Source organism: Nosocomiicoccus massiliensis, assembly GCF_002871345.2.
Classification (GTDB): Bacteria; Bacillota; Bacilli; order Staphylococcales; family Salinicoccaceae; genus Nosocomiicoccus; species Nosocomiicoccus ampullae_A.
Window position 1 is genome coordinate 1,524,181 of the sequence record NZ_CP136964.1, and the last position, 23,610, is coordinate 1,547,790.

25 protein-coding genes, 1 other RNA gene and 1 riboswitch are annotated in these 23,610 nt (G+C 35.5%); of the genes, 23 read left to right on the forward strand and 3 right to left on the reverse strand.

Annotation, left to right across the window (positions count from 1 at the left end; all coding sequences use genetic code 11):
• The first annotated feature begins 11 nt into the window (after window positions 1-11).
• The 6 genes from rnr (at window position 12) to CJ229_RS08020 (ending at window position 7,891) form a co-directional block, all read left to right on the forward strand.
• Window positions 12-2,303, forward strand: a complete 2,292-nt coding sequence (gene rnr, locus CJ229_RS07995; protein ID WP_102167710.1) for a ribonuclease R — start codon at window positions 12-14, stop codon at window positions 2,301-2,303.
• 5 nt (window positions 2,304-2,308) lie between these two features.
• The gene (gene smpB, locus CJ229_RS08000; RefSeq protein ID WP_068129936.1) at window positions 2,309-2,773 is read left to right on the forward strand and encodes an SsrA-binding protein SmpB; all 465 of its coding nucleotides are present in this window, start codon (window positions 2,309-2,311) and stop codon (window positions 2,771-2,773) included.
• Between the two features lie 50 nt (window positions 2,774-2,823).
• Window positions 2,824-3,179, forward strand: a transfer-messenger RNA (tmRNA) gene (gene ssrA / locus CJ229_RS08005).
• A gap of 145 nt (window positions 3,180-3,324) precedes the next feature.
• Entirely contained in the window at window positions 3,325-4,035 is a 711-nt protein-coding gene (locus CJ229_RS08010) for a WxL domain-containing protein (RefSeq protein WP_052327371.1), read from the forward strand.
• A gap of 67 nt (window positions 4,036-4,102) precedes the next feature.
• On the forward strand, window positions 4,103-5,110 hold the full coding sequence (locus CJ229_RS08015; RefSeq protein ID WP_102167711.1) for a WxLIP family cell surface protein: 1,008 nt from the start codon (window positions 4,103-4,105) through the stop codon (window positions 5,108-5,110).
• A gap of 15 nt (window positions 5,111-5,125) precedes the next feature.
• A complete protein-coding gene (locus CJ229_RS08020; protein ID WP_317846563.1) occupies window positions 5,126-7,891 on the forward strand; it encodes a hypothetical protein in 2,766 nt (921 codons plus the stop codon).
• A gap of 479 nt (window positions 7,892-8,370) precedes the next feature.
• On the opposite strand, the gene CJ229_RS08025 is transcribed toward CJ229_RS08020, so the two are convergent.
• Window positions 8,371-8,925, reverse strand: coding sequence for a GNAT family N-acetyltransferase (locus CJ229_RS08025; RefSeq protein ID WP_102167713.1), 555 nt, complete (start codon window positions 8,923-8,925; stop codon window positions 8,371-8,373).
• A 316-nt stretch (window positions 8,926-9,241) separates the two neighbouring features.
• Between CJ229_RS08025 and CJ229_RS08030 the strand changes: the two genes are divergently transcribed.
• Window positions 9,242-10,012: a VOC family protein gene (locus CJ229_RS08030; RefSeq protein WP_102167714.1), complete on the forward strand. Its 771-nt coding sequence runs from the start codon at window positions 9,242-9,244 to the stop codon at window positions 10,010-10,012.
• A gap of 140 nt (window positions 10,013-10,152) precedes the next feature.
• Here the strand turns inward: CJ229_RS08030 and CJ229_RS08035 are convergent, their stop codons facing one another.
• Window positions 10,153-11,169, reverse strand: coding sequence for an NAD(P)/FAD-dependent oxidoreductase (locus CJ229_RS08035; RefSeq protein ID WP_070622494.1), 1,017 nt, complete (start codon window positions 11,167-11,169; stop codon window positions 10,153-10,155).
• A gap of 91 nt (window positions 11,170-11,260) precedes the next feature.
• On the opposite strand from CJ229_RS08035, the gene CJ229_RS08040 reads away from it, so the two are divergent.
• The 8 genes from CJ229_RS08040 (at window position 11,261) to CJ229_RS08075 (ending at window position 17,625) form a co-directional block, all read left to right on the forward strand.
• Window positions 11,261-12,181 (forward strand): ABC transporter substrate-binding protein, encoded by a 921-nt coding sequence (locus CJ229_RS08040; protein WP_070622493.1) that lies wholly within the window; start codon window positions 11,261-11,263, stop codon window positions 12,179-12,181.
• Window positions 12,182-12,200: 19 nt separating this feature from the next.
• A complete protein-coding gene (locus CJ229_RS08045) occupies window positions 12,201-13,010 on the forward strand; it encodes an ABC transporter ATP-binding protein (protein ID WP_070622492.1) in 810 nt (269 codons plus the stop codon).
• The gene (locus tag CJ229_RS08050) at window positions 13,003-13,974 is read left to right on the forward strand and encodes a FecCD family ABC transporter permease (protein WP_070622491.1); all 972 of its coding nucleotides are present in this window, start codon (window positions 13,003-13,005) and stop codon (window positions 13,972-13,974) included. The genes CJ229_RS08045 and CJ229_RS08050 overlap by 8 nt, the downstream gene beginning before the upstream one ends.
• Window positions 13,967-14,962, forward strand: a complete 996-nt coding sequence (locus CJ229_RS08055; RefSeq protein WP_070622490.1) for a FecCD family ABC transporter permease — start codon at window positions 13,967-13,969, stop codon at window positions 14,960-14,962. The genes CJ229_RS08050 and CJ229_RS08055 overlap by 8 nt, the downstream gene beginning before the upstream one ends.
• Window positions 14,963-15,863: 901 nt before the next feature.
• Entirely contained in the window at window positions 15,864-16,382 is a 519-nt protein-coding gene (locus CJ229_RS08060) for a hypothetical protein (protein WP_317846564.1), read from the forward strand.
• An 84-nt stretch (window positions 16,383-16,466) separates the two neighbouring features.
• Complete coding sequence (locus tag CJ229_RS08065; RefSeq protein WP_070622488.1) at window positions 16,467-16,760, forward strand: hypothetical protein; 294 nt, start codon at window positions 16,467-16,469, stop codon at window positions 16,758-16,760.
• Complete coding sequence (locus tag CJ229_RS08070) at window positions 16,760-17,179, forward strand: protein-export chaperone SecB (protein WP_070622487.1); 420 nt, start codon at window positions 16,760-16,762, stop codon at window positions 17,177-17,179. Before CJ229_RS08065 ends, CJ229_RS08070 begins: the two co-directional genes overlap by 1 nt.
• 245 nt (window positions 17,180-17,424) lie before the next feature.
• Entirely contained in the window at window positions 17,425-17,625 is a 201-nt protein-coding gene (locus tag CJ229_RS08075; RefSeq protein ID WP_317846565.1) for a cold-shock protein, read from the forward strand.
• A 63-nt stretch (window positions 17,626-17,688) separates the two neighbouring features.
• Here CJ229_RS08075 and CJ229_RS08080 read toward each other — a convergent pair whose 3' ends face one another.
• Window positions 17,689-18,231 (reverse strand): hypothetical protein, encoded by a 543-nt coding sequence (locus CJ229_RS08080; RefSeq protein ID WP_102167715.1) that lies wholly within the window; start codon window positions 18,229-18,231, stop codon window positions 17,689-17,691.
• A gap of 73 nt (window positions 18,232-18,304) precedes the next feature.
• Here CJ229_RS08080 and aroD point away from each other — a divergent pair, with 73 nt between their 5' ends.
• The 8 genes from aroD (at window position 18,305) to CJ229_RS08120 (ending at window position 23,430) form a co-directional block, all read left to right on the forward strand.
• A complete protein-coding gene (aroD, locus tag CJ229_RS08085) occupies window positions 18,305-18,991 on the forward strand; it encodes a type I 3-dehydroquinate dehydratase (protein ID WP_102167716.1) in 687 nt (228 codons plus the stop codon).
• A complete protein-coding gene (locus tag CJ229_RS08090; RefSeq protein ID WP_070457358.1) occupies window positions 18,984-19,343 on the forward strand; it encodes a Spx/MgsR family RNA polymerase-binding regulatory protein in 360 nt (119 codons plus the stop codon). The genes aroD and CJ229_RS08090 overlap by 8 nt, the downstream gene beginning before the upstream one ends.
• A gap of 80 nt (window positions 19,344-19,423) precedes the next feature.
• Entirely contained in the window at window positions 19,424-19,804 is a 381-nt protein-coding gene (gene gcvH, locus CJ229_RS08095) for a glycine cleavage system protein GcvH (protein WP_070622483.1), read from the forward strand.
• A gap of 56 nt (window positions 19,805-19,860) precedes the next feature.
• Window positions 19,861-20,184, forward strand: coding sequence for a thioredoxin family protein (locus CJ229_RS08100; RefSeq protein WP_070457362.1), 324 nt, complete (start codon window positions 19,861-19,863; stop codon window positions 20,182-20,184).
• Between the two features lie 25 nt (window positions 20,185-20,209).
• A riboswitch (SAM riboswitch) is annotated at window positions 20,210-20,315 on the forward strand.
• 98 nt (window positions 20,316-20,413) lie between these two features.
• Window positions 20,414-21,433: a methionine ABC transporter ATP-binding protein gene (locus CJ229_RS08105; RefSeq protein WP_102167717.1), complete on the forward strand. Its 1,020-nt coding sequence runs from the start codon at window positions 20,414-20,416 to the stop codon at window positions 21,431-21,433.
• Window positions 21,430-22,110 (forward strand): methionine ABC transporter permease, encoded by a 681-nt coding sequence (locus CJ229_RS08110; protein ID WP_102167718.1) that lies wholly within the window; start codon window positions 21,430-21,432, stop codon window positions 22,108-22,110. The genes CJ229_RS08105 and CJ229_RS08110 overlap by 4 nt, the downstream gene beginning before the upstream one ends.
• A gap of 14 nt (window positions 22,111-22,124) precedes the next feature.
• A complete protein-coding gene (locus CJ229_RS08115; RefSeq protein ID WP_102167719.1) occupies window positions 22,125-22,928 on the forward strand; it encodes a MetQ/NlpA family ABC transporter substrate-binding protein in 804 nt (267 codons plus the stop codon).
• A 139-nt stretch (window positions 22,929-23,067) separates the two neighbouring features.
• Window positions 23,068-23,430, forward strand: coding sequence for a DUF4870 domain-containing protein (locus CJ229_RS08120; protein WP_257993703.1), 363 nt, complete (start codon window positions 23,068-23,070; stop codon window positions 23,428-23,430).
• Window positions 23,431-23,610: the final 180 nt, after the last annotated feature.

Sequence of the window (23,610 nt, forward strand, 5' to 3'; positions counted from 1 at the left end):
AGGACTTATTCATGAGAGATTTTAAAGACGAAGTGTTAGAAATAATTGATCGTGATACGTATACACCGATGACAACTGAAGCGTTTGAAAGTGAACTGGATATTCACGACGCAGAAGATTTTAAAGCACTCATAAAAGCTTTAGTCTCTCTTGAAGAGTCGGACATTATACGTCGCACAAAGAAAAATAAGTACGTCAAAGTTGTGACTTCAAAAGTCGTTAAAGGTACGTTATCTATGCATAAGCGTGGATTTGCATTTTTACGTCCGGAAGAAGAAGGGGTAGATGACGTATTTATTCCGCCAAATGAAATTAACGGCGCATTAGACGGAGACACTGTACTCTGTACGGTAGAAGAGTCGATGCGTGGTGAGAATCATGAAGGTCGCGTTGTAAAAATTATCGAACATAACGTGACAAAACTCGTCGGTAAATATGAAGGGTCAAAAGGATTCGGATTCGTCGTACCGGATTCCCTTACGTATAATACGGATATTTTTATCCCAAGTGAGCAAAATTTAGGTGCTGTTTCCGGTCATAAAGTGCTCGTTGAAATTACGAAATTCCCTAAAAATAACACCGATAACCCGGAAGGTCATATCACAAAAATTCTCGGACATGAAAATGATCCGGGTGTCGATATTTTATCTATCGTATATAGTCACGGTATTGATATCGACTTTAGTGATGACGTACTTGAACAAGTCGAAAACATTCCAGACCACGTACTCGAAGAGGAAAAGAAAGGTCGCGTCGATTTAACGAAGCAAATGACGATTACAATCGACGGAGAAGACGCAAAAGATTTAGACGATGCGATTTCTGTCGAAAAGTTAAGTAACGGAAACTACGAGTTAACAGTAAGTATTGCGGACGTATCACATTACGTAAAAGAAGGGACACCACTCGATAAAGAAGCGTATAACCGAGCGACGAGTGTCTATTTAGTCGACCGAGTGATACCGATGTTGCCGCATAAATTATCAAATGGTATATGCTCGTTAAATGAAGGTGTCGAGCGACTTGCGATGACGTGTCAGATGGAAATTGATACGAATGGAACAGTCGTAAATCATCGTATTTTTGAAAGTGTTATTCAATCGGACAAACGTACGACATACACAGCAGTTAACAAAATATTAGAAGAAAACGATGAAGCGACAAAAATCTCACATGGTGAAATTACAGATATGATTATCCATGCAGGTGAACTCGCTAAAATATTACGCCGTAAACGCGATAAACGTGGAGCGTTAGACTTTGATTTTAACGAAGCACAAATTATCGTTCAACGCGACGGCACGCCTGAAGATATCGTTTTACGTAACCGCGGAAAAGGTGAGAAGTTAATCGAAGAATTCATGCTCGTATCGAACGAGACGATCGCTGAGAACTTCCACTGGCTCGATTTACCGTTTATTTACCGTATTCACGAAGATCCAAAAGAAGATAAACTTCGTCAATTCTTCGAGATTTTAACGAGCTTTGGTATTTTCGTTAAAGGTAAAGGGAACTCTGTGCATCCGCACGCGTTACAAGAAATTTTAGATGAAGTAAAAGATACCCCTGAAGATACAGTCATTTCGATGATGATGTTACGTTCGATGCAACAAGCGAAATATTCATATCAATCACTCGGACATTTTGGATTATCGACAGAATTCTATACGCACTACACAGCACCGATTCGTAGATATCCAGATTTAATGGTACACAGACTGATTCGTACGTATTTAATCGAAAAAGATACGAGCCCACAAACAATTCAAAAATTTAAAGAAAAATTACCAGAAATTGCGTCGCATTCATCTGAACGTGAACGCCGAGCAGTAGATGCTGAACGCGATACGAACGACCTCAAAAAAGCAGAATATATGCAGCAGCATATCGGAGAACGCTTTGAAGGGGTAATATCAGGGGTTATGAACTTCGGTATGTTCGTTGAACTACCAAATACAGTCGAAGGACTCGTTCATATGAACAACTTAGGCGATGACTATTATAATTATAACGAGCGTATGATGGCGCTAATCGGTGAACGTACAGGCAAAATATTTAGAATGGGCGATAAAGTAGAAATCGAAGTTGAAAACGTTAATATAGCAGAGCGTTTAATCGATTTTACAGTCGTCGGAATAACACCGCGTAAAAAAGTAAAAGAAGAACAAAAAGACAAGCAAAAACCGAAATATATCGATTCAAATGGTCGTAAAAAAAATAAAGTGAGAGACCAAACGAAAAAACCGAAAGGCAAAAAGCCGTTCTATAAAAGTGCACCGAAAAGAAATAGAAAAAGGAAGTAAATGATATGAAGAAACATCACGGAAAAGTACTCGCTCAAAACAGAAAAGCAAGTCATGATTATATTATTGAGGATACGATTGAAGCGGGAATCGTATTAAAAGGGACTGAAATCAAATCGATTCGTAAGGGATCTGTTAGTTTACAAGACGCATTTTGCCGTGATTTTAAAGGTGAAATGTTCGTCTATAACATGCACGTCGCCCCTTACGAAGAAGGAAATAGATTTAACCACGACCCGTTAAGACAACGAAAGTTACTGCTCCATAAAGCACAGATCGACCGACTGATCGGTTACTTGCATAATCCAGGACATGCTTTAATACCACTTAGACTCTATATTAAAAACGGAGTATGTAAAGTACTGATTGGATATGCAAAAGGTAAAAAGAAATACGATAAGCGTCACGACTTAAAACAAAAGCAAATGAAACGTGACATCGACCGTGCGCTAAAAGAGAGAAACCAATAACTTGAAATAAAAAAGCGAATAATGATATAATAATCATTACGCAAATAAACGGGGACGTTCTGGATTCGACAGGGGTTATTGAGCACTTTAAGCGTGTCGGAGGTTTCGACTTCGTTACGAACGATACTCAGTTATAATAACTGGCAAAACTAACAATCTCGTAGCTGCATAATTTCAGCTACATCGTCTCGTACGTTTTCTTGTGACCTACTGAGACGATTCAACTTTAGCAAGATATACTAGAAGTCTTCCGTCTGCAGACTTCTAGAAGAACTTAATCAGACTAGCATGAATTGTGGAACGTTCTCTTCCGGCGTTCATGCGAAACTTTAATTGAGAACTACACACGTAGAAAGAAGTGTAGCAAGATCCTTGGACGCGGGTTCGACTCCCGCCGTCTCCATATATTTTTACATCAATGAGATTACTTCACGAATAGTAGGTTAATCTCATTTTTTATTTTAAAAAAGATTGACGTTTAATTCGCATAAAAGTATAATTAGTAATATCAATTTTATAAATATATTATGATAAAGAAAGTAGGAATAAACTTGAAAAATAAATTATTAGTATCATCCCTAACACTCGCAGCAACTTCGATATTAATAGCGTCACCAATTATTGCGGCAGTACACCAAAGTGCTGAATCTGAGGCGAAAGTTACCTTTACTGCACCAGAAGATACTCCAGAAATTTTAGACCCTGAAACTTTAGAACCACAAACTCCTGAAGATGGTGATGTAACAAATAATAAAGGACCATTATCATTAGACTTTGTATCTAATATCGACTTTGGTTCTCATGAGATTCCGGTATCAGCCGAAACGTATGAAGCTGTTACAGAGAAACCATTCATTCAAGTTACAGACCGCCGTGGTACTGGACAAGGATGGAGTGTAAGTGCACAAGCTTCTAACTTTGAACAAAATGGTCAAAATACTTTAAATGATTCAACAATCACATTTTCAAATGGTGAAAGTGCATCTCCATTAGAAGGCTTAGAAGCACCAGTAGTTCAACAAAATATTGTATTAACAACAGGTGGAGATAGTGCTCCAGTTGTTGAAGCAGCAGGCCGTGGTGAAAATGAAAGTATTTCTAATGCTCAAGGTTTAGGTACATGGGTTATTAGATGGCTAAAAGGTGAAGGTAACGATACAAATGAAAAAGTTAAATTATCGGTACCACAAGGGCAAGCTTCAGCAGGGGAACATACTTCAACAATTACATGGACTCTATATGACGGACCAGGTAATAACTAATTTTAAACGTATATAATTTATAACCCTGAACATGCACGTTCAGGGTTTTTCTTTAGGAGAATAGTGTATGAAAAGAATTAAATTATTATTAATTTCTGTATTTGTTTTATTTAATTTAATCCCAACTACTGTATACGCAAATGAAGAAGTACCTTACTCATTACGAGCAATTCCTTCTGAAAATCAAGTCGATGAATTAAACACTTATTTTGATCTCGCTGTAGAAAAGAATAAAACAGAGAACTTACAAGTTGAAGTCTTTAATAACTCAGATAAAAAAATTATAGTTGAAGTAAGCGCGAACACTGGTGCTACTAATAGTAACGGATTATTAATTTATGACGGATCTATCGACGAATTTGATGACTCTTTAAAACATAACTTTACAGATATGACAGATGTTTTAACACCTACTTTAGAAATAGAACCACATGATAGTAAAACAGCAGAAATTTCTGTTGCAATGCCAGACGAAGACTTTGAAGGAACTATTCTTGGTGGAATTCGATTTTTATTAAAGGATGATTCAGAAGAAAAAGGTGAAGGTGTTCAAATTAAAAACAACTATGCGTATGAAATTGCGGTAGTGTTAAATGATAAAAATAACGACAAAGATTTAAAAGAAAAAATTGAATTGAACGATGTACGTGCTGGATTAATTAGCGGTAGGACAGGTTTACATGTTAACTTTAGTAATAAATCTCCTATTTTAATGACGGGTACACAAATTAAAGGTGCTGTTTATAAAAAAGGTAGCGACGAACCTTTATATGAAAGACAAGAAGACAACTTCTCAATCGCACCAAATGCATTATTTAATTATCCGATTTCTTTTGAAAATCAAAAATTACAAGTAGGCGACTATGTATTTAAAGGTACAATTAAAACGAAAGATAATGAATTTAAATTTGAAAAAGATTTTAGAATCACAAAAGATGAAGCTGAAGAAGCAAATGAGGAAGCTGTAGAATTAGAGAAAACAGACTGGAAAATATTTGCACTAATTGGATCAGCCATTGTAATTTTAGGATTACTAATTGCACTAATATTTATGATGTTAAAACGTAAAAAATAATGGGAGGAAAAAACGGTGCAGAAATTTTTAAATATTATTATATGCTTATTGATACTTGCCCCAGCTCCCATTGCAAATGCTGAAGAATTTGGTACAAGTTCATGTAACGTTAATTACTCTGTAAACGTCAAAGAAAAAAATATTATTGAAGGTAATGGGAATCAAGCACAAGAAGTCGAACTGTACGTTAACGATAATTTTATAGGACAAACAACAGTAGATAATAATAATAAATTTAAATTTCAGTTAAATGACGAACTTACAGATCAAGATAAGGTAAAAGTAATCAGTGAAGATAATACGATTAATTTAACGTTTAAAGAAGATAGTGAAAATAAAAAAGACTTTGAAGGTACTTATCAATGTACAAAAAAAGAGGAAGAAACCTCTTCTGAAGATAATTCTGAAAAAGTAACTGAAGAAAAAGAATCTAAAGATATAGAAGAATCGACTACAGAAGAATCAGAAGAAATTGAAGAAGCGGCAGAAGATGAGGAAGATGTTGAAAAAGAACCAGCAGAAGAAAAGGAAACATCTGAAGAAAACTTTGAAAAAGAAACCGATGAAAAAGAGGAAGCATCTAAAGAAACTTCAGATGAAGAAACAAAAATGAGAGCTACATCTTTAAATGAGGAAGAGCCGAAGCCAAAAGAAGAACCGAAAACTCGTTTTAGTGGGAAATGTCCAACTGCAGAGGAATATATGACTGCAAATAGTAATTATATGGGTAACGCAATCGAGAATACGATAAGAGGAGAAGTGCGCTGTGTAGAAACACCGCGAGAGCTAGAAGCGGCTATGTCTGATAATAAAGTAGAAGTAATTATTTTAAAAAAGGATATAGAAGGTACAAAAAGTACTGATATTAAGTCAAACTATAATCAAAAAATATTAGATGGTAATGGGTATGCACTCTCCAATACAAGTTCCTTCACAAATAGTGATATTTCAGAATTCATTATAAAAGACTTTAAATATTTACATAAGCCAAGAACTGCCACAGCGACAGCTTATATGTTTAATAGTAAAGTAGAAAATGGTGATATCCGCGTAATTAATAGTAACTATAATCCAAATTTTTCAAGATCTGATTACTTCTTTGCTTATGGTAGTCCGAGTAACATCCATTTTTATGGAAATGTAAATATTAATATGGATTTTGGAGTACTTTCCTTTGCGCTCGATTTTTCTTCATATATTGTTCATAACAATGCTGACGTCTCTATAAATGGTGCTTATGGTGGTATAGCACTTCATACGGAAAACAATAGCCCTCACGCAATACATTTAAAAAATGGTTCAACATTAAATATTACCGCTGAAAGATCAGGCATATATTCAGACAAATATTATAACCCTAATACGATATTAGTCGATAAAGGTGCTACTCTTGGAATTACCTCTAAAAACTATAGAGGTATAGATATCAAACAAAGAAGAACGATATCAAAAATTGATGTGAATGGCGGTAATTTTAATTTAAAAAGCACAAATAGCGGCGTGTATTTTGATGCAGAAGCGTTGGAGTTGAATGTTAAAAATACTGGGAAATTCACTATAGATAGCACAAATAGAAAAGCGATGATTACGAGTAGTAAAATTGATATTAACGTTGATGGTGCAAGTGAAATGAATTTAAAAAGTTATGAACCTACTATTGAAGCACGTTCAGGTGGAAGTCTAAATTTAAATGTACGAAATCAAAGTAAAGTAAATATAGAGAGCACTGCCAATAGTGTAATAAACACACGCGGCAATGATAATATAAATGTTAATAGAAGCTCGTTAATTGCATCCGGTGCGGGTACTTTTTCTAGTACTTCTACTTTAGTAAACTTTAATATTATCTACCCTGAGCTTGTTGATTCTAAGGGCAACTCTCAATTATTTAGTGGACAAACGAACTTTGATGTTCAAAACAGTAAAATTCAAGGTTTTAAAGAACTTAATAATACACCAAGTTATCAAACACCTTCTGTAACGGGTACTTTTAAATTTAACAGGGATACTACAACCGCTTCTAATTCTATTACAAATAGCTATAAGAATTTTAATAGCAATTTCAAACAAACCTTGAAAAGAATGGTGTTCAAAGGTAGTTTTGGTGATGTTGAACACGTGGATGTGTATGATACGGATAGAGAAGTTAAAGTTACAATGACAGATGTAAGTAGCCAACCATTTAAGTTAACTATGCGTAACATAACGACTGGGGAGAGTTTTGAGTCTCTGGAAAATAAAAATGGTGGAAAGTTTACGTTTAAAATACCTGATAGGAAGCTAAATAAAGGTGACAAGATTGAGTTTTGTTTAACACATAATGATGCCAACCAAAATTATGATGAGTGCTTATATGACACGATAGTAAAAGGAAATCGTTTAGAGATTATTAATGTGAATGATATTGTCTTTGAAGATACGAGTATCGATAACAACCCAAATAAGGTAATTCATCGTAAAAATGATACGCATGATGTGACAGTATATAATTCTAAGGAAAGTAACTTTAACCTTAGCGTTCATAGTGAAGGGCCTCTTAAAAATATTCAAAACGCCTCAGAGCTAAATGACGCACTTTACTTAGTACAAAATGGTCAATTTAAGTCTATTGAAAGTGAAGAGCAAATGATCGGGACTCACAATGATGTTAAACCAGATAATGACAATTATAAATTTACCTTTGGTAAAGATGAAGGCATTCTGATTCGAACGAATCCAATTAATGCAACGATTGGTGAATATAAAGCGACACTAGTCTGGACGTTAACAGATGGACCATAAAGTACAAATGTTCTTTTTAATTAAAGAAGTGTTAATGATTTAATTAAAATATAGTATTATTTAAGAAAACAAGGAATGCTTCAAAAAAGAAGCATTCCTTGTTTATTTTCGTTTAAAATCTAAAATAATTTCTATTGATTGTTTAAATTACGTCTTACTTCTTTGTTTAACTCATAAAATTTTTCGTCGTGACTCGAGACAACAGCGCCTTCTATTTCTTTTTGTCGATAAATACTTGGTATGTAAAGTGTGGATTGGATACGCAAAAGGTAAAAAGAAATACGATAATCATCACGATTTAAAATGATTAAAAACAATCATTAATATACTTACTCATGTGTGAGAGAAATAATTCATAACTCAATAAATGTAGCAACAGATTCAATTTAAATCCGACTAACTCGCTTTCTTTCAGAGGTAGTGGTGTTCTGTAGTTTTTATATCATCAGATAAGTCTAAATTCTTCCAATTACGTTTTCCTACTTCACATATGTCATATGATAATACTCTTGCCCATACAATTCGAGGAGCTCGTCTTTTTTAAACCCAAGCTTAAGATAGAGGCTTAAAGCCTTCTCATTCTCTACCTCACAAATGAGTCCAAAAGGACGTGCTTCTTCACTATCTAGTAAATACTTCAATAACTTAGTCGCGATACCTTGTCCGCGGTACTCACTAAACGTTGCCACGCTATCTATGTACATTTCATTGTCACGTGCTTCTCTCAATTCAAGTGGTGGACTATACGGATGAAATTTCTTGTCCAGTCCAAGTTTCTCCCACACGTGTTTAAATTCGTGTTCGGTATGGCCGGGATAGCTCAGAACGAATCCTGCAACATCTCCATCTACCTCATACACGTGAATGGTTCTTTCTGAGTTTCGAAAGTCTTCGTCACTAAGACACATTTCAAACGCTTCGAGTACAGTTTTTTTATCAAATTTCTCAATTATTTCGAGATCCATACCTTCCCAAATGATATAAACAAGTTCAGCGACTTTTCTGTTATCTTTTTGTTCCTTTTTACGGATCACAAAAACCTCTCCTTTTTCTTATATTTCTATCGTAACAAAACCAGTGGCTTTTCGGGAATCATAAAAACTCCTACATAATTTCTATAGAAGGATGTGTATAATAATTTCTGCCTTCCGGAGGTTGGAATCTTTTCTTTACTTTTAAATACACGCATGTTTCCACCCGAAATTTCATTTATCTATCGTAAAAATAAAATGTGGCATTGTAATTCAAACTCAGTTTTATCAGGGCTTTTTTGATTTGAGCAAATTGTTAATAGAGTGATGTTGAATGATGATAGAATACGGTAATCAGATTAAGAAGGATAGGTATTAAATGAATTTCCATAAGGATAATGCTCAGGTAACAAATATCACATTAAACATTCGAGATTTAAGTAAAATGAAAGATTTTTATATAAATATTTTAGGCATGAAATTAATTGAAGAAAGTGAAGTAGGTTTCGTTGCTGGTTTTGAAAGTAGTACGCACACATTCACTTTTGAAGTTTTAGAGAATGGTAGAGTGGCTTCACCAAACGAAGCGGGATTATTCCATATCGCAATTTTACTACCAACCCGAAGTGATCTCGGTCGTTTTATTAAATACATGTTTGATAGACAGATTCCCCTATCAGGTGGAGATCACTTAGTGAGTGAAGCGACGTATCTTGTTGACCCAGAAGGAAACGGTATTGAAGTATATGTGGATAGAGATCCTGATACATGGTCTTGGTCTAAAGGACAAGTGGTAATGGATACTCTAGCTTTAGATTTTGATGGTATTATTGAATCAAGTCGTAATAAAGAGTGGTCAGGTATGCCAGAAGGTACAATTATTGGGCACTTGCACTTGAAAGGTGGCGTGGTGATTGATCCAGAATTCTATGGTAACTACGGATTTGAAATCGCGACTAAAGTCATGAGCGCATATTTCTTAGGCTCAAATAAATATCACCACCACATTGCAGTGAACAACTGGCATAGTAATAAAGCAAGAATCGATTCAATGAACACATACGGCTTAAAAGCATTTAACATTTTAGTGCCAGACGCTGCGAGCGAAACAGTAGAAACACCAGAAGGTATTAAAATGGTCGTAAACTAATAATCATGTGTTTATCGTTTGAAATAACAAAATAGCTCCCCCGTCAAGTCACAATGAAAAAACAAGGAATGTCTCTTTTATGAGGCATTCCTTGTTTATTTTCGTTCAAAATTTAAAATAATTTATATTAATTATTTATATTATTCTAAATTCTGTCTTACTTCTTTATTTAATTCATCAAATTTTTCATTGTGGCTGGATACGATAGCTCCGTCTAATTCTTCTTTATCGATATAATGCTTCGCGAAATTTACTGCTTCACTTGCTTCCGGATATCCCGTCGCGATTAGATGTACGCGGTTGTCGTAGTGGACTTGGTCACCGATTGCATATAGTCCATCCACACCTGTTTTTACTCTTTCCTCGGTTAAAATTTGATTATATTCGTTCATTTTTACGTCACCTTTTAATGATTCTAATAATGCGCTATCTGATTTGTATCCGTGATTCACAAATACGATATCGACATCAATTTCTTCACCACCTGATAAAACAACGCGTTCGATCATAGTGCCATCTTTGTTTGAACGGAGTTCTTCAATCGTACGTTGCTTAATAATATGGACATCTTTCTTCTCTAACTCTTTAATTGTCGCTTCGTATCCTTTAAGTTCATCTTTTCTACACACGAGTGTGACGTCTGCAATACCATCTGCAAGATGTGCGGCCCAGTCGAGTGCGGAGTTTCCACCACCGGAGATTAACACATGCTTATCTTTATAGTGTTTGGTTTCTTCTATGTAGTAGTGAAGATTATCATACTCAAAGTCTTCTGCACCTGGTAAATTAAGCTTTACCGGACTAAAGACACCGACTCCAGTCGCTAAAATTACCGTATTCGCGTAATGTGTGCCCTTTGTCGTCTCTACTTTAAACACATCTCTTTCTTTATTTACACTGATTACCGATTCATTCAAATGAACAGTCGGGTCAAATGTAAGTCCTTGCTTCACCATGGATTCGCGAATATTTGCTGCAGTATTTGCTTCAACTCCGCCGATATCCCACACGATCTTATCTAAATAAAATTTCAGCTTTCCGCCAAGTCGGTCCTGATGTTCTATAATTGTTACGTCTAATCCTCGTAGCCCTGCATAAAATGCTGCGAATAGTCCCGATGGACCCCCACCTACAATCAGACAATCCGTATTGTTCATATTTTTGCCTCATTTCTATTGTACATTTACCATTGCTCATATTATAATCTAATTGAGAATTATTATCAATTAGATAAAAAGGAGAAATTTAATGAAGCGTATTTTATTTTTATTCAGTTTAATTTTTGTCGTACTACTTGCGGCATGTTCTGGTGAGGACAACACAGACGAAGCAGTGAAGGAAGAAACACCTGAAACTGTAAAATATACTACTGACGATGGTGAGGAAATCGATATACCAAAAGATCCAAAGCGTATTGTTGTGATGGGTTTTGGTTACTTCGGTAACTTAAAACAGCTTGATGCAAATATCGTTGGTGTACACAATTTAGTTCAAGATTCAGAAGTTCTGAGTAAAGAAGTTGGAGATATTGAATTAATCGAAGAAGGAAATATTGAACAAGTCTTAAATTTAGATCCTGATTTAATTATCACTTATAGCACAGATGAGAATATTAAGGAATTAAAAGAAGTAGCCCCTACAATTGGGCTTGATTATGTAAAGTGGAATTATTTAGATGTTCATAAAGAACTTGGCAAGATTGTAGGTAAAGAAGACCAAGCAAACAAGTGGGTCGAAGATTTCGAAGCAAAACTTGCTGAAAATAAAAAGACAGTACAAGACAAACTTGGCACAGACACAAGTGTTTCTGTTGCAGAAGCTTTTTCTAAAGATATTTATGTCTATGGTACAAACTGGGGTCGTGGAACAGAGATTCTTTACCAAGGGTTAGAAATGAAAGTGCCTGAAACAATCGAGAAAGATGTTGTAGAAACTAGTTGGAAAAAGATTTCAGCTGAAGAAGTTGCAAAGTATTCTGGAGATTTCATTTTTTTAGGTGATGGAGATCCAACAACAAACAAAGCAATCGAATCGACAAGTGTATGGAAAAACTTAGACGCAGTTAAAAATGACCGTGTAGTTGAGTTTGATTCAAGTACATTCTTGTTCAACGACCCACTGTCACTCGAATATCAGCTTGAATTTATTGTAGATCAATTAACGAAATAAACATTTGGAAGTGGTTTTTGTGAGCAAGGTAGAACTAAAAAATATCGTATATGAAGTAGGGGACACGAGAATCCTAAAAGATATCAACATGGAAATCTTGAGCGGACAGGTGACGACAATTATCGGTCCAAACGGTTGCGGTAAATCTACGTTGCTTAAGTCTATCGTAAAACTTTTACCTTATAAAGGTGAAGTGTATATCGACGACATCAAAATCCGCGATTTAAAATCGAAGCAGATGGCGAAGATGGTCGGGATTTTATCTCAAAAAAATAGATTACAGTATGATGTACGCGTGATTGACCTGTTAACTTACAGTCGCTACGCACACTTAAAACGTTTTGAAGGATTAAAACAAAGAGACATTGACATGATTGACTGGGCGTTAAAAGAAACGGGCGCAATAGATTTTAAAAATCGAATGATGAGCGAACTGTCGGGAGGTCAACAACAGCGTGTATGGATTAGTTTCCTACTCGCACAAGGAACAAACACACTGTTACTTGATGAGCCGACGACATACCTAGACATTCACCATCAGCTTGAAACACTGAACATCGTGCATGAGTTAAACCGTAAGACGGGCCAGACCGTAGTCATGGTATTACATGATTTAAACCAAGCGATTCGCTATTCAGATCAAATCATTGTCATGCAAAAAGGTGAAATCGTGACATACGGTAAGCCAGAGGACGTACTGACGAACGACGTATTAAATAATGTATTTAACATTGATGGTCGAATCGAATTTGATGGGGTAACCGGCAGACCTTATCTCGCTGCTTATGACTTATTCTGTAACACAATAAAGGATATTCACAATGAATAGAACATATATTTTAGCGAGTGCTCTTTTTATAGGGGTGATCGCCTCATTCTTTTTAGCCATGATGATTGGAGTCGAACATTACACCTTTCAAACCGTTTTAAACAGTTTAATGCACCCATATGCCAATGATTCAGTGACACAAACATTGATGGAGATTCGCCTACCACGTATTTTAGTTGCTTTTCTCGTTGGCATGATGATCAGTGTTTCAGGATTAATTATGCAAACGGTGACGCATAATGATTTAAGTGAGCCGAGTATTTTAGGTGTTAATGCAGGAGCTAACCTTATGATTGTGCTCGTTGTTGTGCTTGTTCCGACAATTACGTTTGTTGGAATTATCATCAGTGGGTTTATCGGTGGCGCGTTAGTTGGTTTATTTATATTAATGATGACACGTTATAATTCACCGGTGAAACTCGTTTTAGCAGGTGCGGGGATTTCTTTACTACTACTCGCGTTAACGAATTTTATTGTCATCACAAATGGACTTGGACAGTTCGCGATGTTTTTTACGTCAGGTGGGGCAGCGGGTCAGACATTGTCGAATGTTTTAATGGTGACGCCCGTTGCGATTGTTTTAATCCTCATATTGATTTTGATGTCACGAGAATTAGATGTGCTACTATTATCCGATGACGTTGCGCATTCTATTGGACAGAATCAGCGCATCTATAAATTTGTGAGTTTGTTTATTGCGATTATGCTTGCAGCGATTTCAGTCGCACTCGTTGGAAATATTATTTTCTTAGGAATGCTTGTACCACATATTGTTAAGATGATTGTTGGGCACTTGCATAAAAAAGCACTTATTTTTACAGCAATTTTAGGTGGCGTATTCTTCGTTTTAGCAGATATGTTTGCAAGAATGTTTAACGAAATGCCAGTGAATGCTGTTATCGCAATGATTGGCCTCCCGTTCTTTATCTATATCATTAGAAGAAGGGGGCATACGTATGCGTAATAGTGTTAAGATTTTAATTCTTGTTATACTAATTTTTGTAACAATCGTACTCACCTTAACGACAGGTACGTTTAAGATGTCACTCATAGACATTTGGAACTTAATGACGGGGCAGGCAACTAGCAAAGTCGCACTTGTATTTTATAAATTTAGAATGCCGAGACTCATCATCACGCTCGTATGTGGTGCAGCGCTTGCGTTATCTGGGCTTATCTTACAAGTCGTTTCGAAAAATCCATTATCAGATCCAGGGATTATAGGTGTGAACGCAGGTAGTGGATTTGGAGTGGTATTATTTATTGCCTTCGTTGCTGGAAATAGTGGTGTGAACCATTTATACACACTACCACTAATGAGTTTCATTGGTGGATTACTTACAGTGCTACTCGTTTTCGCGTTATCGTTTGTTGGTGGTAAATTCTCAAGCAACACGTTTATTTTAATCGGAATTGCGACGGCACTCGGTGTCACAGGATTTGTGTATGTATTTACGTCGATGTTTGATAACACACAAATGGACATGTTAAACCGATTCTTTGCGGGGAATATTTGGGGAGACTCATGGGAATTTGTTATTGTGACGATTCCATATATTGTAATCATCATGATAATTACGCTGTTTAGAGTACGCGAGATGTCGATGATGTCACTTGATGACGATATGCTCACAACACTAGGTATGCATGTCACACGTGAGAAGATTATTTTAATTGTTTTAGCAGCACTACTATCGAGTATCAGTGTGAGTGTTGCGGGGTCGATTTCATTTATTGGACTCATTGCACCACACATTGCACGCATGATGTTTAAAATTGATATGAAAATTATATTTGTGGGAACTCTATTAATCGGTGCGTTTCTTTTAAGTTTTGCTGATTTTGTCGGTAAGACTATCGCTGAACCGCTCATCATTCCAGTTGGAATTGTCGTGTCACTCATCGGAGGACCATACTTCTTGTATTTACTATTCAGAGGAAAAACAATTTAAAGAAGAAAGTGGAGATGGTTCTACAAGTGAAAGCATCTCATTATACAAACTTTCGATTTCTGAATATACTTCTTTACATTCGTACAGATGTTCTGTAATTAAAGTAGTTATTAATGATTCAAATAAAATATGGTATTGTCGTTTCAAATATAATTTAATCATAGATTTTTGGTTTTGAGCAAATCATTAATAGTACGATGTTGAATGATGGTAGAATACGAGAATTATATTAAGAAGGATAGGTATTAAAATGGTCGTAAACTAAATAAACGATAAACGATATGTTTAACGTTTGAAATAAAGTGGCATTCGGAGAATAATATTTGGATTTATAGATTATTCTTTAAATAACAAGATAGCCGCTCTTTAGCAAGATTTACTAGAAGTCTTCCGTCTGCAGACTTCTAGAAGAACTTAATCAGACTAGCATGAATTGTGGAACGTTCTCTTCCGGCGTTCATGCGAAACATTAATTGAGAACTACACACGTAGAAAGAAGTGTAGCAAGATCCTTGGACGCGGGTTCAACTCCCGCCGTCTCCATATACAAACATTGTCATATCAATGTTTACCGTCATTCACGGGGCGTATACGGGCGTTTTCATTTTATTATGAAAACAAGTCCCGTATTTTTTGTGTGAATAGATTTATTAATTATCAACAGCAATTTAGAAAAATGTTGACAAATAAACTTGATGACTGAGATAAAAAGACTCGAATAATAATTCAATTTTTTTAGTATTGAAATTATAAAAACACTATAAGGAATAAAAGGGTGCTTACAATATAGAAAAACCCTCGCGTTTAGTCACATTAATTAAATCTAGAACTTATGTGTAAATGATTTTAATTGACTTACGTTTTTAGAATAAGCATAATTATAAATAGCAGTAAAACACAAATGAGTGATGTAATGATAATAGATGATTTTAAACTTTGGGGATGTCATGGGACAGACTCTACTAAAATTGAAAAATTGACACAGGCTCAACCTATGGAACCTAATAGAAAATTTTTACCTCCAGATTTAGGATTCGGTCTTTATCTATATGTTATGCGACGAGATGATGTTTTAGAACCATATAACAATGCTATTAATTACCTTAATAGATGGAAACCTGATTATAAGCAAAAGGTCGTCGTTAAAATTGAAGCCAATATTAACCCCGATAAAGTATTAAATCTAGATGAGTTTGAAAATCAAGTTATATTTAACGATTTTTATGAAGAAAACGAAAATAAAATTATCACAGAGTTACAACGATTATGTAAAAATAATACCTACCATCGTGGTAATTTTGATGGTTTAATAATCGAGATGATGATTAATGAATATAATATCAATGTTGATGCGATTGCATGTGAAACGTATACTCAGTTTAATCATATAAAAGATAGAAAAAGAATCAAATATTCCTAACGGTAAAGAGATTTGTATTAGAAATTATAGTACCATTTCAAGGAAAATAATATGTTGCCCTATTAATTAATGGAGGTGCTAGCAATGGGTATTAATTTAAAGGATTATATAAACAGAGATAATATTAACTTGAGTGAAGAAAAAATTAGAAAACACTTAATAGATATTTTAAATCTTAGTGACAACGATTTTTTCATTTTAGATATAGATTTAGAACGTATCGATGTTTCTTCGAGAATTAAAGATATTACTAACTCCCAAATGCATGAAGAAGAACCAATAAACATTCCCTTTGATCAGATAACACCTAGAAAAACTTATGAGTTACGATTAGAGGGATCAATGTTTAACTATTATAATCAGGGATTGATAGCATAATGAAAGCTGAATTAAAATTTTCTGAATATGAGATTGAAGAGATAACTTATAAGATTAATGTACTCTCAGAAGTAGAGGTTATGGATGATGACGAGAACGCTCCCAGATTAATTTGTAATGTAATTCATTCAGAAGAAGATAACTCTAGATTTATCATTAAATTAGGGTTGGAATTAGGAGATTCAAATCTTTCAAAAAATAATATCTATTTGAAATGTATTGTCATTGGAGTTTTTGAGCAAAGCAAGTCTGCAGAATTAAATTTAGTACCAAATGCTGTATCTATACTTTTTCCATATCTTAGATCAATAATTTCTGATGTTACGTCTAAGGGGAATAGACGTCCAATTATTCTGCCACCTATTAATATTAATGAATTCTTAAATCGTGCGGAAAAAATGGATGAAACTATTGAATGATTGTTTAGAAGACTTTGCTTTTTTATAAAGTGTGCTTTTAAAATATGCTTAAACTGTTACAGTTAATTTTATTATTTTTCTTATAAAGCGCCTCCTAAAAATACTTCTTTACATTCGTACAGATGTTCTGTATAGTTAGGATATGGTAATAATTATTCAAATGAGATGTAGTGTTATTTAATAGATTCACTCGTAGAAGTTTGAATGTTTTACACATATTATATTTATTACGGGGGTATTCTATTATGAATAACGGTACAGTTAAATGGTTTAACGCAGAAAAAGGTTTTGGATTCATCGAGAGAGAAGACGGAGACGACGTATTCGTACACTTCTCAGGTATTGTTGGTGAAGGTTACAAAACTTTAGAAGAAGGACAAAACGTTGAGTTCGAAATCGTTGAAGGCAATCGTGGACCACAAGCAACAAACGTTGCTGTTCAATAATTTAAAATTTATATAGTAATATATAATAAAAGTCAGCAATCTTTGGATTGCTGACTTTTTTGTTTATAAATCTAATTCAGGGTATGCGTTAAACTCTTCGAAATCTCCTGCAGTATTTAATAGTGGTGCAAATTTCGCAGTAACGACTTCTGGCGTTCCGTTAAACGCGTAATAGACTTTTCCAGTAATTTCTTCACCAGGTGCGATTTCTTGTAATATCGAGCTGTCTAAATCATAGTACGTCGCTTCTTTATCATTCACTTGTACTGAGACGTCACGTCCTGCTGGGAAGTTTTTGTCTGTATTGTTTTTATAATACACTTCAAGCTCTAATACATATTCAAACGATTCAAAATGATCTTCGATTCTTTCATCTGTTAATTGACTCGATTTCACAGTGAAGTCGATGCCGTCGATTGTGACGATTTTCCCGATATCGTTACGCGTATCATTTTCGATTTTCTTTTCAGGCGATACTTTAACTTCTTTCACTTCAGTTTTTTCTGTCGTATTGTCGCTTGGTTCTTCTCTGACGTCAGCTTCGTTATCTGTACTACAACCTGCAATAAATACGATTAGAACAGTGCTTAACAGTAATTTTTTCATAGCGTCTCCTATCGTTAAATGTTTAAAAATATGGTATCATTCTTTTAAATGAGAAACAAATGAGAGTGGTAGTATGACGGAAATTGTCGTCACGTTAAGCAGTCGTAATTTGACGGAACTTCAACAAGAGTTAAAGGACTTACATCACGCACGAGATGATTTCGACATTTTAGAATTTCGCGGCGATTATTTTGAGGACGATGAAGAAATCATCGATGCACTTTATGGGTTAAGAGAATTAAATAAACGTATTTTGTATACATATCGTACGGAAAGTGAAGGTGGATATGGTAGTGACGATGATTACGTGTCACATATTAAGTACATTTCAGCGCATGCCCCGTTAGATATTCTCGACATTCAGTACAATAGTTATAGAGAGGCTGCGTTTATTTCTCACATAAAATCTCGTAGTATCGAAGTACTGTTTAGCCATCATGATTTTCTAAAAACGCCAGATGAAAAAACGGTACAGTCAATCATCGATGGGATGTATGAATCATTTGCAGACTATTGTAAAGTGGCATATATGCCATCACATAATGAAGACGTCGAATTGCTCTTTGAATTATTAAAAGAAAATAAAGAAAAGTACGGAAATATGATTATTATCATCGCGATGGGGGAAAGGGGTAAAATAACACGCGTCGCAAAAGAGCCGTACAATTCAGCCTTCACATACGGTTGTTTAAAGACGCCACAAGCACCAGGACAAGTGGAAATAAAAATGTTAAGAGAGGTATATAAACATAATGAATAAATATTACGAGTATAAAAAATGTTCAACATGTCGTAAAGGTAAAAAGTATATAGAAGATAAAGGAATCAATTTAGAAGTCATTGATATGGTAGAAGAACCACCGTCAGAATACGAACTAAAAGACATCGTTAGTAAAGCAGATAATTACGAAATCGATGACTTTTTTAATACGCGCGGTAAAGTATTCAAAGATCTCGGCTTAAAAGAAAAGTTAGATACGATGTCATTCGATGAAAAAATTGAATTACTGTCGAGTGATGGCATGCTTATCAAGCGTCCGATGCTCGTTACAGAGAGTGCTGTCGTTTTAGGATTTAAGGAAGAACAATATGACGCAGTTTTAAATGATTAACATTCTGATTTAATTTGTCTATATGTTAGTTATGTGAGATAATACAATTATTAATTATTCATTACTAGGGGGTTTTTGTTTTGGCAACACCAAACAACTTAAAGTATTCAGAAGATCATGAGTGGGTAAAAGTTGACGGAGATACAGTAACTATTGGTATTACTGAGTTCGCACAGTCAGAATTAGGAGACATCGTTTTCGTTGAGCTTCCTGAAGAAGGAGACGAAATCGCAAAAGGTGACGACTTCGGTTCAGTAGAATCTGTAAAAACAGTATCTGAATTATATGCGCCAGTTTCTGGTGAAGTACTTGAAGTAAACGAAGAGCTCGAAGACAGCCCTGAGTTAGTAAACGAATCACCATACGAAGAAGCTTGGATGTTAAAAGTTAAGCTTAGAGATGCATCAGAACTTGATGAGTTAATGGATGCAGCAGCTTACGACGAAATGACAGGACAATAATTTATGTAAGAACTCTAGACGATGTCTAGAGTTTTTTCTTTCAAAGGATTTAAAAAATGAAACAAAAAATTACAGAAGAAGAACTAACATCTATCATAAAACGAAGCGGCGTTGAAGTGATCTACGGGTATACGCCGATGTGTGCGACGTGTAAACTCGCAGAGTCTTTTTTAAATATCGCAACAAAAGTCATAGACGTAAACGTCACAAAGATCGATTTAAACTATTATGAGGCTTTTATTCAGCAATATAAAATTCACAGCGTTCCGGCGCTGTTAATCTTTAAAGACGGTAAACTACAAGAAGAAGTGTACGCGTTTGAGTCGGTGACTAAAATTGTCGAAATATTTAAAAAGTACGTTGACAACGAAAATTCGTAGTGCTACAATAAATCAAACTTAATAATTCTTATCCAGAGTGGTGGAGGGAAGTGCCCAAGGAAGCCACGGCAACCGTCTAAATAGACAAGGTGCTAATTCACTGAATGATCAAGATCATTCGAAGATGAGAAAGCGAACGTTATTTATGCTTACTCATTTTTGAGTAAGCATTTTTTATTTTCTTCAAGTGAAAAAGAATTATTAAGCGGATATAACTGGAGGCAAAGCGATGATTGATATTAAAAATGTCACTAAAGTTTTTAAAGGGAAAAAGAAAACCGTCCATGCGGTAGATGATGTGTCGTTACATATCGAAAAAGGAGAAATTTTCGGTATTATCGGATACTCCGGGGCTGGAAAGTCTACGCTAATCCGAATGCTTAACGGTTTAGAAACACTTTCAAGTGGAGACGTTGTAATCGGTGGAGACACGATAAACACCCTTTCAAAAAAAGCATTACGTAAAAAGCGCCAAAAAGTGTCGATGATTTTCCAACATTTTAACTTGTTATGGTCTCGCACAGTCTATGAAAACATTCGCCTCCCCCTTGAAATCGCAGGTGTATCAAAGAGTGAAATGGACGCTCGTGTGACGGAGTTAATTCATCTTGTCGGTTTAGAAGGTAGAGAACATAACTATCCAAGTGAATTATCCGGCGGTCAAAAGCAGCGTGTCGGTATCGCGAGAGCACTTAGCAATCATCCGGAAGTGTTACTATGTGACGAAGCGACGAGTGCTTTAGACCCACAAACGACAGATGAAATACTCGATCTACTCGTAAAAATTCGTGAAGAATTGGACTTAACAATCGTCATGATCACGCACGAGATGCAAGTGATTCGTAAAATTTGCGACCGTGCAGCCGTCATGGAAAATGGAAAAGTCATCGAGGTTGCACCGATTATCGAATTGTTCCAAAATCCAAAATCATCAGTTACAAAACGATTTGTACAAGATGATTTAGACGATGAAGACGTCGACGTTCAAATTAAAGCAATTAAAGAAAGTTTCCCGAATTCGACGGTATTAAAACTCGGATTTGTCGGTACGAAAGCCAATCGTCCGATCGTCTCTCAAGTAATCAAAACGTATGACTTAGACATGAACGTCTTATCAGGAAATATTAAACAAACAAACGACGCATCATACGGTCATCTATACGTTGCGACTGAAGTTCAAGGTGAGACGTTAACTAAAATTATTGAACAGTTTGAACGTGAAAATGTGTCAGTGGAGGTCATCAAATGAACGATATAAAAGAAATGTTCCGATTTGAACACGTCAAAATCGATGCACTAATCGAAGCGACGATAGAAACGCTGACAATGACAGGAATTGCGACGCTATTTTCATTCTTCATAGGAATTATATTAGGTGTCATTTTATTTCAATCATCAAAAGGTAAGGCAATTGCCTCTAAACCGGTGTACGGTGCGACATCATTTGTCGTTAACCTATTTCGTGCCATTCCGTTTATCATTTTAATCATATTACTCATACCGTTCACAAAAGCAATTATGGGAACGATGATGGGAGTATGGGGAGCGATGCCGGCATTAATTATCGGATCGTCTCCATTTTATGCGAGACTCGTTGAGATCGCATTAAAAGAAGTCGACAAGGGCGTAATCGAAGCCGCTGAGTCGATGGGAGCAACACAAACCGAAATTATTTGGAAAGTGCTACTCCCTGAATCACTTCCAGCACTCATTTCAGGGATTACAGTAACGGCGATTATGCTCGTCGGTTCAACTGCAGTGGCTGGTGTTATTGGAGCAGGAGGTCTTGGAAGTCTAGCATACATGGTCGGATTTACGAGAAATCAACCAGACGTGACACTCGTTGCGACAATCGTTGTTTTAATTATCGTTTTTATCATTCAAATTATAGGAGACACTGTATCAAAAGCAGTCGACAAAAGATAAGAGGAGACTTATTTATGAAAAGAATATTATTTGCATTTACATTATTACTAACAGTAGTACTCGCTGCATGTGGTGGCGGAAAAGAAGCAAACGAAAAATTAACAGTCGTTGCGACACCAGTACCACACGCTGAAATTTTAGAAGAAGCAAAACCATTATTAGAAGAAAAAGGAATCGATCTCGACATTAAAGTCGTGAACGACTACAACACACCAAACCAAATGTTAGACAGTGAAGATGCAGATGCAACATTCTTCGCACACATTCCATACTTTAACAACTTATTAAAAGAAGGATTCGACTTTGAAAACATTGGAGCTGTTCACTTAGAGCCTATCGGTGTATATTCTAACGATTATAAATCATTAGAAGAGTTACCAGACGGAGCAAAAATTATGCTTTCAAACAACGTGCCAGATGAAGGACGTATCCTTAAATTCTTCGTCGACCACGGTTTACTTACGTTAAAAGACGGTGTTGACCCAATCGAAGCAACAATCGACGATATCGAAGACAACCCACATAACTTCGTATTCGACAACAAAACAGCACCAGAAATCATGGTCAAAGCATACGAAAATAACGAAGGTGATGTGTTCTTTATCAACGCAAACTACGCGATTGACTCAGGATTATCACCAAAAGAAGATGCAATCGAACTTGAAGCGGCAGACTCAGACTACGTAAACGTTGTAATTGTAAGAAGCGCAGACAAAGATAACGAAAACTTAAAAACACTTGTAGAAGTATTACAAAGTGAAGAAATCAAAAAATTCATCGACGGAAATTATGACGGTGCAGTCATTCCAGCGGAATAATGAGAAGAGACACGGCTTTTTAAGTCGTGTTTTTTTGTGTGGAGAGACGAATTTTTTATATTTTTATTAAAGCGTAAGTTTATATTTGTTCGATAGCTGGGTATATTTACATATCAAGAATTTACTGGAGGTAATCTAAATGGATGAATTTGAACGTAATTCAGAATACACATATGAAACACGCCCTGTGTTTGACGGACAAATCGTCATGCTATCGTACTTATCATTATTTGTATCAGCATTCATTGCGCCGTTAATTATATGGGCAGTTAAGAAAGACGACGATCCAGAAACGGGTGCTGCACTAGCTGACGTACTAAACTTCTCGATTTCGTATTCAATCTATTCATTTGTTTCTTCGATATTAACTGTAGTTCTCATCGGCTTTATTACGACACCTATTATATTAGTCATGGTTGTAGTATTCACGATTATTGGAGCAATTAAATCATTTAACGGTGAAAGATATCTTCCACCACTTACAATTAGATTCATTAAATAAGGAAAACGCATGTGCCTAAGCACGTGTGTTTTTTCGTGTGGAGGGTGAGTTTTAGTTTACGATAAACTGTCTGACAATGTTGTCGATCCGTCGTCGTCGGTTTTTCATCTTAATGAACAGGTTATCCCGAAATATGTTAAATATATCCGGATATCTAACAGAATCGCGAAATTTTTGTTA